The organism is Methylobacterium sp. 1A (genome assembly GCF_058072805.1).
This window is the reverse complement of record NZ_JBYQVE010000001.1, coordinates 1286130-1300407: the sequence shown is the minus strand read 5'-3', so window position 1 is coordinate 1300407 and position 14278 is coordinate 1286130. Positions and strand designations below refer to the sequence as shown.

Below are 14278 nucleotides of genomic sequence, written 5' to 3'. Positions count from 1 at the left end.
CCAACCCTCAACCCGTCACGGAAATCAGTCCACTCTCTCACTCTCAGCGGGGCGTTGCGGGGCAGCCGCCCCGCAGAAGGGGTCGGCCGAGACGCAAGGCTCGGGCGCAGGGGAAGGCTTTCCCCTCCTGGCGGTCCCAAGAATTCGGACATTCTGCCTGAAGAAAGAGTGCGGACGAACCGGGGCTCAATCTGCTACCAGTAGCTTGAGCCATTCGGCGATGAAGGACGATTACTCTCGGCCCATCAGCTACACTAACGGCCGGGGAGGATTGTCATGGATTTCGAGGATCTCGTTACGGCGCTGTCGCCGCCGCCAAACCGGGTCGGAAAATCCGATGGCGAACACGAACACCATCTCTACGAAGGCGCGGTCATGGTCGCCTATGCCATGCACCTGTTGCGGACGCAGGATACCAAACACGTCCGTGTTCACCCCGATGGAGAGCACGGCAAGCAATTCGACTTCGCGGCCTGGCTGCTTCGACGCGACTTCATCAAGATCTCCAGCGTTGGCACCACCAGCTATGGCGGCACGTACCGGAACTCAGCGGGCCAGGAGATCACCGTCAATCCGAAGCCGGGGCTTGGTGATGTGGTCGCAGAGGTCGGCAACCATGTCATCTCCGCCGAATGCAAGGGCGGGATTATCAACACAAGACATTCGGGCCAGGTGTCCCGGCTCTACAAGGGGCTGTGCGAGACGGTCGGCATGCTGATGGCGACACCGTCGCAAGGACGGCAGGTGGCCGTCGTCCCTTTCACGGAAAGCACCTTGCGTTTGGCGGAACGACTAGCGCCGCGTTGCGCGCTGGCCGGCATCGAGATCGCCTTGGTAGGAAGCCGCGGCGAAGTCAGGGATGTGCGGCCTGTGCCGCCTGCGGGTTGAGATCGTAGGGCTAAGTCGCTGATCGACGCGAAAGGGCAAAGGGGGATGAGGGGGGTGCGAATGGCCAGGGTCACTTACGCCGACAAGAAGATCGAAGGCATCGAGATCGAGCACTTCGAGCCGTGCCAACCGGGGGTAAATCAGGCGGCGGCCGCGGCGACCCTGTCGTGCTTGTGGAGCTGAGTTCGTGCGACAATCTGCAAGCTCATCCCGCAACAAACGCGCGCCGTCGATCGAACCCACTTTGGGCTGGACCTATTTGTCCCGCGAGGCGCTGGCCCGCGCCAAAGCCCAAATGGATGAAGAATCCATGGGCGTGCGCGATGAGATCGGCTTCCTGACGATTCATCAGCGCTATGCCGATCGTTTCTTTCCAGGCACTTCAGTGCTGCATACACGCGCCCGCTACGCGCTCTTTGTGCCCTGGCTGTTCGAAGATCTCGCCGGGATGACGGGACCGGCGGCGCAGCGGGCTCTGCGGGAGCGCGAACGGCAACTTGCCGGCCGCCTAAGAGAGATGGGTGAATCCCAGGTCATCGGCGGACGCGTGTTCCCAAAACCATCGAGCCAGCCGCCGTCAACCGTGTATTGGAATGCGCTTGCGGTGTGGGGAATCTTGCGTCCGCGATTGAATGAGCGGACCATTTCGCGCGCTCAGGCGCACAGGCAGCTCAGGACCGCCGGCGCGGCAACGGACGACGACGGTCAGCCGCTTCTCAGTTTCGATCCGCCTTTCGTGCCGCTTCCAGGGCGTCCGGAAAATTGGCAGGGCGGCGATATCACGCTTCGGCTGACGGCTAAGGAAGCCGAGTTTCTGCGCGAGCGTCTTGTTCAGTTGCGTCGCAACGGCGGCAACGAACTGTCTTTGCTCGCGCGGCTGATTAGAACCGAGACGGAGGCGCCTGCCGAAATGTGGGCGGACGAGACTCAGGCGATCGCTGGACCCGATCAGGCTCCGCTCATGCGAGCGCAGCAGGCGGCAAGTCTCGCGGGCGTGGGTCGTGCGGTCTATGATGCGTTGCTGGAGCGCGTCGTCGAGGTCACCGACAAACAGGAAATCGCGACCCGTCATCGCGATCATCTGGCTGGAATCATCGCAACGCACGGGCCTCTCGCAGCCAAGCTCGATATCAGTGGGCTTGAGGCGGACATCGGTGCTCTGCCAACCAAGTTGCATGCTGTGGTAACGGCGACGAAGGACTGGATTGCTTCGAGATCGGGCAATCCCGCCGAGCTATTCGATGTCTATGCGGCGGCTGAGGCCCGCAAAGGGCCGCGCGCCCGGCTTGCTCCGACGCCCAATGGACGGGCTCGACGCCTCGAATGGTCGAGCGACGAACATGGCTTGGCAAGCCCGCTCCACTATAGATGGGAGCAAGTCAGCACGCTTCTCAACGATCTGGCAGACGCTGCATGAGCGGCGGGGTCCAGAGTTGGCCAGCACTCTCATTCCTGGAGGGCCTGCGTCCCGGTCCCGATGAATGCGTCGAACTGGCCCTGCTTGCGTCCTACTCGGCAGATCTAGGGACGATCGGAGCGACCTTGCTCGCCTTGGCGGGTAAGGACAGCGATGCGGGGCGTGGCAGCCCGTCCGACTTCGCCGATGCGGTCGAGCGGTTGCGAGGCAAAGTGCGGATCATCATCCAGCGCGGGCGTCTCGCTAAGATGCGGCGGACACCGCGCATTGCGGCGGTGCTGGATCAGTTCGTCCGCGAAGTGGATTTCGACGAGGCTACCCACAGCTGGCATCCCAAGGCCGCGTTGGTCCGAACACGCAGTGAGGAAGGGGACATCGGCTGGCGCCTATGGATCGGGAGCCGGAATCTTACAGAGTGCGTCAATCGCGACATCGGGCTCCTGCTCACCTCCGGCGCAAAAGGCGGTGCTCCGATCCCCGGAGCAGACGAACTGGCGCGTGCGCTGGCTGATCGGGCCGCACTCAAGGGCGTGCGCTCGGCTTCTCTTGCCACGACGATCGCGAAGGTGGCTTGGCGACCGCCGGCGGGTGTCCGCGTCGAACGGATCCACTGGTCGGCGGGAAATGGAGATCGGACCGCGCCCATCCCGCCGACCGGAACCGATGAAGTCGTGATCGTGAGCCCCTTCGTCGATAAGACCTTCTTAGCGCGTCAAACGCCAAAGGGCGGAAAGCCGGTACGGCGCGTACTGCTGGCGACGATGCGCGAGATTGAGCGGATCGGACCGTCGCTGGCGTCGTTCGACGATCTGCTGGCGCTGGACGCGCCCGATTATCCCGTTGGTGATCCCGAGCCCGATTCTGTCTCCTCGGCTTCTGTGGCCGATGACGACGAGGAAGAACAGATCGGCCGGGGCCTTCACGCAAAACTGTTGTTCACCCGTGCCGGTCGCAAGCGGACGCTATGGTTGGGAAGCGCGAACGCCACCATGCGCGCCTGGACTGGACGCAACGCCGAGGTGACGGCCGAGTTGCTCATCACTGAGGTGATTGAGAATGGTCTGAAGGCGCTCTTGGGGTCGGCCCGGCTGGTTCAAGCGCCCGATGCAGAATTTGCACCCGACGCGGCGATGTTGGAGGAGGAAGCGCTCGAGCGGGCGCGGGCGCAGGTGGCAGCGCGCTGGGCCGCGACGCTGAGCATCGACGGAGATGAGGCATGCCTTACCCATCGCTCCGGTCGTTATCCGGGCGGCCCGCATCCGGATGAACCCGATATCGTGCTCGAAGTCGGGGCGCTTCATGGCGAGCTTATAGTCTGGTCTGCACAGCAAGATGAGGTGAGGTTGGGGACTGTGGTTCCCGCTGAGCGCAGTGAGTTTGTGCGCTTGCGCGTCAGTCGCGGCGACAAGGGCCTCTCGTGGCTGCAACGGGCGCCGGCCGAGCCACCGTTCGGCGAGGATCGTGATCGCGCGGCCTTTGTGCGTTTTCTCGGAGCGAGAGGATTCCTTCTCTGGTTGGCCGGTTTGCTGGCCGATGACGGTCGGCTCGGCGAAGGCGACTGGACGGATGAAAGGCGGCAGGACCGCAAAGGCCAGGGAACAAATCCGGCGCTCGATCTCTCGCTGCCAACCCTGGAAGAAATGTTGGCGGCGTGGGCGCGCGACCGGGACAAGTTCCGCGAGATCGAGCGCAGAGTCTCCGGTTATCTCCCTGCCGTGCTTGAGCTAGCCGCTGACGAAGACCCGCAGACAGCAGCGATGCTGCGACGTTTCGACGATCTGTGGACCAAGCTTCGTATCGGTCTCGGCGCTGACGTCAGGGGCAAACATCGGTGAGCGTACCCAAGCCGTTTCAGGAAGCAGCGGTCGATGCGGCGCTATCGGCTTTCGCGAACCAGGCGGGGCGGCGGCGCTTTCTGGTGGCCGATGAGGTCGGTCTGGGCAAGACCGTCGTTGCGAAGGAGGTGGCGCGGCGCATGGCGGACGATGGTCGCCGGCCTCTGGTGATCTATTACGTCGCCAACGGCCACGCAGTGTCCCATCAGAACAAAGGCCGTATCGTCAGTTTCCTTGACGATGGGCAGTTGGAGAAGGCAACCAAAACGCCGGATCGGCTTTCGTTGATCGCGGTTGCGAAGCGGCCAGACAACCCGGTTCTGATCTATGCGCTGACTCCCGCAACCTCCTTCCCCGGCGCGCGCGCGCGCCTAACCGGCGGGCGCAAGGAAGAGCGCGCGTTCCTGAAAGTGCTGCTCGAGCGAGCCTATCCTGCATTCGCACGGGATCTCGATCCGGACATCTTGCGGCTGAGTGCGCGGGGATACTGGGACTGGGCCGTCAAGGACGCGGAGACGAAATTCGAGAGTTCGCCCGCCCATCTCACGCAGCGGTTTCGCGAAGCGCTTGCGGCGGAGTTCGGAGAGCCGGTGCGCGCCAAGCTGGAGCTGGCCGTGCTCGGCGATGCGGAAAAGAAGATCAAGCCGTTGAAGCCGACCACCTTCGTTGGCCATCTTCGTCGCGCGCTGGCGCTGGCGACGCTGCGCCATCAGCCGCCCGATCTGGTCATTCTCGACGAGTTCCAGCGTTACCGTCAGATTCTGGAGGAGAAAGACGCCGACCCACTTCTTAAGGCGCTCCTTGAACCAGCAAACTCGACCGTTCCGCCCGCAATCCTATTACTGAGCGCCACACCTTATCGGCTTCTGAGCACTCGGTGGGAGGAGACGAAGGGTGCGCTCGCACACGCCGAGCTTCTCGAACTGATCGAATTCCTTGCCGGCCACCGGGTTCGCGAACGCGCGAAGACGCTCTTTTCCGAGTTCGGCGACAAGTTGCGTGACATCGCGGCAAATGCCGATGCGAGCCGCCCGGATTTAGCGGACGATGTGGTTGAGGCAGCGAAGCTCAGAGACGAGCTACGCAGCCTGCTGACCCCAGTGATGTCACGAACAGAGCGGGACAGTGTGGCGTCGACCGATCCGCTAGCCGGAACGCAATTCCTCGACGCAGACCCGGAGCCCGAGGATTTCCAGGTCTATCGGCATCTGGTCGATAGCTTCACCGAAGATGTGCGCTACGAGGCGCTGCCGTATTGGTCGTCGGTTCCGTTGCCGGCCCAATCCCTGGGGCCGCGCTATACGGCGTGGAAGCGCGCAAAGATCAAGGCCGCGCCCAAACTCACACGGATGACGCGCGAGCGCCGGAACAAACTCAGCGCGCCAACGGCATGGCCTGATGCAAAGCTTCGGGCGCTCAGCGGCGTCGCCCCGCCCAAGCTCCTGTCGCTGCCATGGGTCGCGCCATCATTGCCGTGGTGGCCACTTGGGGGCGGCTGGAAAAGCGCAGCGGTGGACCCCAAGCTGTTGATGTTCAGCCGGTTTCGCGCAACGCCGCCAAGCGTCGCCGCACTTTTAAGCTTTGGCGTCGAGGCGCATTGTCTTCCAAAAAACAAAGGTGGCTATGAGAAAGCCTATAAGCGGCGGCGCTTCAAATTGGCGGCGGTACCCGGCCCGGTCATGGCTGCGTTTCATCCATCACCATGGTTGATCCGTCACACTGACCCACTTGAGAAAGCTGGGGAGCCGCTTAGCGTCATTCGTAAGCTCGTGCGGCGACAGATCCTGGCCGGCTTGCCCAAACGGATTGTCGAACGGGACACCTTGAAGGCCCGGCGGCGGCATCGATCCATTGGGCAGGTCATAGCCGCGATCGAACGATGGGCCGGCATGGGGGAACAGTCGGCCGCGGGTTGGAGCAGTGCAATCGGCGATGATCGCGCCGCTCGGTCTGCCGTCCAGAAGTGGCGGCAGGCACAGCCGATTGAGAGGCTTTCTCCGATCGAACTTGAGGACCTCGTTGACTATGCGATCGGAGCACCGGGCGTGGCGCTTGGCCGGGCGTTGCTCCGGCACGATCCGACGATCCTGACTCCGGCCCGCTATCCTGCCCTGGTCAAACTCAGTTGGCAGGGGCTGCGCGCCTATCTCGACAATCCGGTGATCTTGTCCTCCCTGCTGGGCAAGACGGCGGTCGAACAGGTCATGAGCGCGGTCGTGGATGGTGGCTTTGAAAGCGTCTTGGACGAGCATTTCTGGCTGCGCGCGCAGAGTTTGCCTGAGGGCGCTGCAGGTCTCGCCAAGGATTTGGAATCCTCACTCGGACTGCGGGCCGGCAGCTTCAGCTTTCATGGGATCGGCGGTCAACCGCACAAAATACCGGTGCGCTGCCATGTCGCCGTACCTTTCGGGGATGCCGAGACTGAGCCTGCCGTCAAAGTGGAGGGCGGCGTCGCGCAGACCGCTCCAGTTCGGCCCGATGAGATTCGCCGAAGCTTCAACACGCCATTTTGGCCGCATGTGCTGGCCACGACATCCGTCGGCCAAGAGGGATTGGATTTCCACCCCTGGTGCTCGCATGTCGTCCATTGGGACCTCTCGTCGAACCCTCTTGACCTTGAACAGCGCGAGGGTCGCATCCAGCGCTATGCTGGACTGGCTGTCAGGCGCCGGCTCTCGGCGATGCTGCGCGACGTGGTGCTGAGAGACGTCACCGCCGCAGAGGGTTCGCCGTGGCAATGCTTGCAGCGTCATGCTGAGCGTTTCGGCGATACCAGCGGCCTCCGTCCTTGGTGGGTGCTCGAAAAGGCGGAAATCAGCCGGCACGTTTTCGAGCGGCCTTTCGGCCGGGATGTGGCGCGCTTTGCTCAACTTCGCGAGCAGCGCATGATCTATCGGCTGGCGCTTGGTCAGCCCAACCAGGAGGACTTTATCGACGTGCTGTCACGCGGGGGTGAGGCCACCCGCGCCCTACTGCAGCCCCTCGTTCTAGACCTGTCCGCCATGGGGCTTCGGTCGACCATGCCGCCCACGCTGACACAATGCGTGATCGATTCCGGTCTCCAACTGCTTTGAACCTCGAACCAAGGCGACAGCCTCTTCGATCGGGCATCAATCCTCATCATACGAAGAATGCGTCAAGCGGGAGCGTCGATGGCCTCCATGGCCGGAAACCCTGCAAACCTCCAAAGAAAGCTGCGGTCCGTCCGGCTGAAAGCATCGACGATGGCAAGGTCACGTGGATCGCGAATAAGGAAGCCCGGGCCAGAATGCCAATTCTCATTCAGCGCTGTCCAGCTCATCACTTCCTTCGTCCGACAGACCGGATCGAGCAAAAATGGCGTTGTGCTCACGGATATCGGCGAAAAAGCCCGGGACAATTCCGATTCCGGCTTGTTCGATCGCATTATCAATTGCCACGATTTGAACCGCGCAAGCAGGTAGGAAAAAATTACCAATGCGCCCTCGGTTGTCTTTGAAGACGTAATTTCTCTTGAGCTCGGTTCGTAACTGCGCACCGAGCGCAGCTAATTCTGCTCGCGTACTCGCAGAAAGCATTGCCGGAGATAGTGGAAACGAGTCCAGTAGCCATTTCTTAAGGTTGAAGCCATCTGACGCGACCGACCACCACCAATATCCAAATGAACTACACAGCAGCGCGAATACTGTGTCTGCTTCGCTAGCTGTTCTAAAACGATAACCTGCGGTGCGCGCGGGCAAAGAGGGCTTGCCATCAATGTCCGTCGTTTTAGGAATATCACGCCAAGCGGGAAACCAGTTGTAGGCTGTACCGCCTACATAAACCGCGGGCTGAGGAAAATTCGGCGCAACCTCCGCCAACGTCGAGAATGAGATTGATTCCCGTAACTCAACGCCAAGCGGCAAATTTCGCGTGACAAGATGTTCAAGCGTTACCGATTGAACAACACTGCCGATTTTCGGGATTCGCGGCGAGATATCGAGAGAGAACTCCGCATATTTTAGGGTTGAGAACAGAGCATCTCGCGATTCTGCGTTCCACCGCTGCAGTGATGTGGTGACGCTGCGATGTCGCGCAATTGAAGTGGCGCGAGAAAAGATTGCTATGGTGCACCGCGTTCTCACCTCGTTGCCGAACAAAGCACTCGGTATTCTATCAAAGTGCGACCAGGCTGCGAGCGTCCCTTCGCTCCTCAAAATCTTCCGAAGCTCGGCGAATGGGCGTTTAGTCGAGAACGCAACAGAAAGTGGCAGAATCATTCCAAACTGCGCCGACACCGGGCGCATAATTTTAAGGCTTCTCTCTACGACGAGAGTATAGAGGTCTTCATCTCGACTCCATCGCTCCAATGCGCTTTTGAAAGTTCTTCGTAACAGCGGGCGATCAAGATCCCGCGGTATTTCAGCATAGGGTGGATTTCCAATTATGACGTCGAAGCCACCCTGTTCCATGATCTTATAGAACTCTATGAACCAATGAAATGGTGAGTGGCTTCTTAGCCATTTTCTATACGCTTCGTCGTCAGAAACGTTTATGCCGGTCTCAGCAGCAAGATTTTTATTGAGTATGTTCTCTAGCACGGCAAGTTTTTGTCGAAGTGTAACTTTTTCCTCAAGTGGAACGCTTCCATCGCCGTGGACTTGCTTTTCTCGAAATGCATCAAACGTGCCCTGCAGATCAGCAGCACTTCGAGTTATCATTGTAATGGAGTCGTCAAAATCGAGCTTGCTCGTAAGAGATTTCTTCAATTCGTCGTATGTCGCATAGCCGACCAAACTGTTGCCAGAACGAATGTTAAAATCGATATCTGGTAGCGGCTCGATGCCGAGATTTTCGAGGTCTTTATCGGGGTCGACTTGAGCAGCAAGCTTTAGAAATAAGCGAAGTTTACATATCTCAACAGCCTCTTCCATAATATCGACGCCGAATAGGTTGTTCAATATTATGCTCTTAAGGGTGAAGTAGCGGGCATTAGGGTGCATACCCATCTTTGCCAAAGTTGCCTTGAAATCCGCGAATTTCTTAGGTGAGTGATCGGCAGACCGCTCAAGGTCAGCGACGAATGCTTCCATCCGGTCAAGACAGGACTCGTAAAGCGGTTGGAGAATGTTCAATGCCGCGAACAGGAATGCGCCAGAACCGCAAGTTGGATCCAGCACGGTTACGCTCTCGATTGCGCTCCAAAGGGCGCGTAGAAGGTCGGGGCCTTCGCTGCGTTCTACGACATCTTGCGCGAACTGCCGCAAATCGAGATTGAGCACGATGAGGTCATTGATCTCTCGCACCTCGCCGGCGGCGAGTTTTGCACGGACATCGGCGTAACGCATCCGGCGGGCGACAACTTCACGCCAGATTTCTGTCGGTAAGCCAAAATCAGCCGGCGCCGTTCGATTCCACGGCGTCCGAGCCGTAACATCATCGATTCCTGCTGCAATTATTGGAGGAAGCGGGCGCTCTACGCCGTGCCTGATGGCGGGATAGATGTACCGGTCGGGATCGTTGCAGAGATGATCCCAAATCGTTGGGCCGCCGGGATTTTCAAAAGCTACTTTACACTTCGCTTTGGCCCCGTCGAACAGGAAAGGGATCACGGTATTCTTTGCGATGTATTCAGTTATGTCTTCCTTCGTATAATATGCGCCCATTTGCTTCTGGTTGATATACTTCTCGAAGATATAGCCGAGAACATCTGGGTTGATCTCATTATCGTCGCGCAGCGGACGCTCGTCGAGATGCCACTGGTATCGATCGAAATACGCGAATATCCGACTAAATGCCTCGTCCGGGATTTCTATGTCCGGGCAGCGTTCCTCGATCGCGTGCTTTTCAAAAAGACCACCGTTCAAATAGGGAATGCGGCCGAGAAGCTTGTCGAGCTCCTGGTTCCGCGCTTTGCCGCCGAGTCCCTCATGGAAAAGGCGCAGCAGAAAATAGCGGTAGAAGGAATAGAACTTGCCTTGTCCCTTTTCCTTCTGGCATCGAATCAACCTTTCACGGAGATAGTCACGCTCGCCGTTCAGGAAGCCTTTTCGCTGCATAAAATAGATGAACATAAGGCGGTTCAGCATTAGCGACGCGTACCATTCGCGGTCTGCCACATCCGTTATGCCGCTAATGAAGTCGAGGAAGGCTTTGTGTTCTGCTTTGAACAGGTCGTAGAAGCGCTTGGTTACGCGTTCGACATCGAATGCGGCGCGGGCGCGCGCGGTAACATCGACAAGCGTTAGCGCATCCTCTTCGGCAAGCGAGAAGGCAATTGCATGAAGTTTTTGTAGGAACCCGCGATTACCTGAGTTCGCGTACCAGAAGTGCTCTGGCACCGACGCTGGTTTACCTGCTTCGCGGCGCGCCCAGCACCAGATCTGCTCGGCGCGCCTCGAATCCGTAAAGATGATTAGGTGCTCGAGGGTCGTTTTGGCGACTTGAGATTCGATTTTCTTTCGCGTGGCGCGGTCAGGAATTTGCAGATCAGAGGGTGCTTCGCAAACCCACGCCACCATCCCCCGCTTTTCGGCGACGGCTTGCAACCCAAATGTTGTACCTGCGATTGAAACAGACAAGTTGGCACCGTGCCGGTCCCATCCCAATTCATCGATGAAGAGCTTTGCAAACTCGAATTTGCCTAGCAGTGTCCTGGCATTCTCGGCGTTGAAATCCATCCCCATTCCCTTCATTACGCCGTTAGCCGCGCGAGCCCCAACGAGCAGATGATCTGCGGCTCGCCGGATTGTTCTTCATCTTGGACTACGCAGAGCCGATCCTCCTCTCTCAGTGCCAGAACCAGCTCAGCCAGCTTTTCATCGCTGATACCCATCTTGATTTGCCGGTTCAAAGTGTCGGTCGCCGATTGGCGGAGCGGGAAACGATAAATCTCTTCGATCGCTTTGCCGAGTTCGGGCAGATCAAATAACGTCCCCTTTACCTTGTCGGCATGGCGCTTGAGCCGTTCATAGGTTCGGAAGCGTGCACCGGAAGGGCGGCCGAGCTGTCCACCGACCTGCTTTTCTTCCGCAGCAATGTGCTCGACACCCTTGGCTACCATGGCGTGGTGTTTTTCTTGTCGGGCTAAGGCCGGAGTGTTCGCTTCGCACGCCGCGGCCTTCAGGATTTCGAACTGCGACTGGGTAACGCTGGCGCCGTCTTTATCAACCCACGCCAGTGCGTCGTTGCCCTGGCCTGTACGCAGATACAGGAGAGCTCCGTCGGGGCGCCCATCCTGCGGCGTGTATGCTTTCGTTGAATACACGACTGATGGAAGTTCCGGGATGGCTTTCTGCAACGCCGGATTCGCATCAATAGCGTTCTTCCATATCTGATAGGCATAGGATGCGAGATCGACCTCGGTGTCGGCCTCGCCATCGAGTATCCCGGCGTTTTCGTTGTAGAGATCGACAAGCTCCTGATGCTCACCTTCGTCCTCGAAGAACGCCTCGTCGGTTCCGACGACTTCGGCGTTTTCCTTCAGGCGCTGACGAACGCGCGAGCGCAACTGGATTAGGCGCTCCACACCGTCGGCCGGCAGGAACGAGTAGCAGAGGATTTTCTCGGCCTTCTGCCCGATGCGATCCACACGGCCGGCACGCTGGATAAGCCTAATGATCGCCCACGGCAGATCGTAATTCACCAAGATCGCGCCGTCCTGAAGGTTCTGGCCTTCGCTGAGCACGTCGGTAGCGATCAGGACGCGCAATTCCTCTTCGGGTTTAACCTTGTCCCGCTTGTTGTTGCTGCCTGGGCTGAAGCGCCAGGCAAAGCTGGTCGGGTCTGACGTTTCCCCGGAGACAGCCGCCATATCCTTGAGGCCGGCGCCCTTAAGCCGCCGCTCAAGATAGCGAACCGTGTCGGCAAACTGCGAGAAAACAAGGACCTTTTCCTTTGAATGCTTCCTCGTCAGCAATTCGATCAGCGCGGTGAGCTTGGTATCTTTTGCATGGTCCCAATCGCCGCAATCATCGAGAATCTTCAGAAGTCGGGCGCTGTCCGTGGTCAGATCCTTCTTCAACTGCGCGACGAATAAATCGGCCCGCAGCCACTTGAACCGCCGCTTGAACTGGCCGGCGTAAAGGCGATAGGTCTCCGCGGCACGCGCCCGAAAGGCTGCCTCGTCGCGCAGATCAAGCGTTTCGGAATCTCGCGTATTTTCGTCTTCGCCTTCCGAAAACAATTCGGCGTCTGCGCTCTGATCGTCGACATCCTCATCATAGTTCGCGGTGTCCAAGAGCCCGGCATCCTGGGTGCCGAGCGGCAGAGGAAGATCGTTCTCAATGGCGTGCAGGAAGATGTAGTTTCGAAGGACGTGCCGCTCTAGCGATTGTTGAAAAGCCTCGCCGCTACTTTCCAGCCGTTTGAAAAGGTTGGTGCGGCAGAATCCCATCAGGCGCTTACCCGCGCGAGATAGGTCATCGAGCTGCTTCGCTTCATTCGGCGTCGGCGGCTTATGGGGTTTGGGCGCGACATAGTTCCCGAGGCCGTAGCGCGGCAAGTGCATCTGATTGATGGCATCGACGACCGGCGCCGCGTAGAGGCTCGCGTACTGATCGCTGGCGTCCTTGTCGTTGATCTTGAACCGAAGCGTGCGCGGCACGCGTTCGGGGAAGTACGAGCGCGACCCGTCTTCGAACGTCAGAAACTTCCGACCGTTGGCCGGGTCGGTCTGGGCGTAGTTGTCCTGGATAAACGTGCGTGTACGCCGAACCATGTAGAGGCGCATCAATTCGCGCCAGTCATCCGTGTAGGTGCTCTTCTCAAAGGCCGCGAGTGACCTAACCGGGCACTGGTGGCGTCTTATGAATTCCGTTTCGCCGATATCTTGAAGCAATCGCTCCGGCCTGACGCCGATGTCGCGATCTTCAGGGACGAAAAGCCGCAACTGGCTTGAAAGGTCACCATAGGTCTTGTTGTAAGGAGTGGCGGAAAGGAGGATACAGCGGCTCTCGTTTTCCGTGAGATATTCCTGGATCGCGCGATATCTGCGCCCTTCCCGGTTCCGCAGATTATGGCTTTCGTCGATAAGCACCACACGATAGCGGCGAAGCTCAGGCAGTTCCCGGGTGGCCCGTGTCACCGAAAGAACCTTAGCGATCAGCCTGTACTCGGAAACATAATCCTCCCACATCTTCACGAGGTTCTTCGGGCAAATGATCAACGTCTCTGTGAAATGATCGTCCTGGAAGATTTTCGCCAAGGCCGTCGCCATCAGCGTTTTGCCGAGGCCGACCACATCGCCGATCAGAACGCCACCACGTTTGTTGAGATGATGCGCCGCGATTTTGACCGCGGCCTCTTGATAGGCAAACAGCCGCTTGCCAAACTCCGGGGGAATTCGGAACTCATTGAGGCCAGCGCGCGCTTCCTGGGCAAGATGGTAAGCCATCTTGACGTAGATCATGTAGGGATCGAGCGGCTCTTCTCGTGCCCAGCTTTCCTCAATGACCTCGATCAATTCGTCGGTGATATCGATGCACCAGCGGTCCGACCAGCGATCATCAAACCATCGCGCGAGCTTCATCGTGGCGTCGTGATCAAGCACATCGACATTCAGTTCGCCCTGCTTCGAAAGGCCTGACAAGGTTAGGTTGCTACTGCCTAGAAAACCCGTGAGTGGATTGTTCGGATCTGCTCTGAAAAGTAGATAGAGTTTTGCATGCAGCGGATGCTTCAAAAAAAGGCGCACGGTCACTTGCTTGGATTTCAGCTGGCTAGCAAGACGTCTCAGCCCAGCCTCGTCCGCATTGCTAGGCATGCCCAAAGTCAGTTGAACGCGGAAATCTTCAGCTAGCTTTCTTTTTAGGCGAAGCGCCGTTTGGTTATCGAGCGCTTGGTCTTCTCTGCCGGAACCTAGGCTTATCCGTAACTCGTCTTGTGGGAGACGCTGCATTCCAACAAGAAGTCGGCATTGGTTTCCCTCTCCGCCTGGCCAAGCTGAGATAAGATCATCTACGGCCTTCCAACCACGCAGGTTGAAATATCCTACGCAGAAATCACCACGTTCCGAAATTTCGAGGGTTTGGCGCAGAGCTGGTAGCAATCCAGTCTCGATATTGTCAAATATGCGTGGCAACAACGCCTCCCATTGGACTCGGATAGGCAAGTCCTTTTTTGTTATAGTTGTTCAATTCGTTGCATCCGATGACAAGTATATTCGTTGAGCAATCGGCGT

The 14278-nt window shown here is 58.6% G+C and carries 7 protein-coding genes; 5 read left to right on the top strand and 2 right to left on the bottom strand.

All coding sequences use genetic code 11. The features are described from left to right. Nucleotides 1–276: 276 nt before the first annotated feature. Genes ACX9MN_RS06280 through ACX9MN_RS06260 form a run of 5 tightly spaced genes read left to right on the top strand, consistent with a single transcriptional unit; the run spans nucleotide 277 to nucleotide 7214 of the window. Nucleotides 277–888: a hypothetical protein gene (locus ACX9MN_RS06280; RefSeq protein WP_489723976.1), complete on the top strand. Its 612-nt coding sequence runs from the start codon at nucleotides 277–279 to the stop codon at nucleotides 886–888. Between the two features lie 60 nt (nucleotides 889–948). Further along, nucleotides 949–1071, top strand: coding sequence for a hypothetical protein (locus ACX9MN_RS06275; protein WP_489723975.1), 123 nt, complete (start codon nucleotides 949–951; stop codon nucleotides 1069–1071). Between the two features lie 4 nt (nucleotides 1072–1075). Further along, complete coding sequence (locus tag ACX9MN_RS06270; RefSeq protein WP_489723974.1) at nucleotides 1076–2305, top strand: DUF6361 family protein; 1230 nt, start codon at nucleotides 1076–1078, stop codon at nucleotides 2303–2305. Next, entirely contained in the window at nucleotides 2302–4140 is a 1839-nt protein-coding gene (locus ACX9MN_RS06265) for a hypothetical protein (RefSeq protein WP_489723973.1), read from the top strand. The genes ACX9MN_RS06270 and ACX9MN_RS06265 overlap by 4 nt, the downstream gene beginning before the upstream one ends. Continuing rightward, a complete protein-coding gene (locus ACX9MN_RS06260; protein WP_489723972.1) occupies nucleotides 4137–7214 on the top strand; it encodes a C-terminal helicase domain-containing protein in 3078 nt (1025 codons plus the stop codon). Before ACX9MN_RS06265 ends, ACX9MN_RS06260 begins: the two co-directional genes overlap by 4 nt. Before the next feature lie 204 nt (nucleotides 7215–7418). Here ACX9MN_RS06260 and ACX9MN_RS06255 read toward each other — a convergent pair whose 3' ends face one another. After that, on the bottom strand, nucleotides 7419–10778 hold the full coding sequence (locus ACX9MN_RS06255; RefSeq protein ID WP_489723971.1) for an Eco57I restriction-modification methylase domain-containing protein: 3360 nt from the start codon (nucleotides 10776–10778) through the stop codon (nucleotides 7419–7421). Between the two features lie 14 nt (nucleotides 10779–10792). Then, nucleotides 10793–14146: a helicase-related protein gene (locus ACX9MN_RS06250; RefSeq protein ID WP_489723970.1), complete on the bottom strand. Its 3354-nt coding sequence runs from the start codon at nucleotides 14144–14146 to the stop codon at nucleotides 10793–10795. Nucleotides 14147–14278 lie beyond the last annotated feature (132 nt).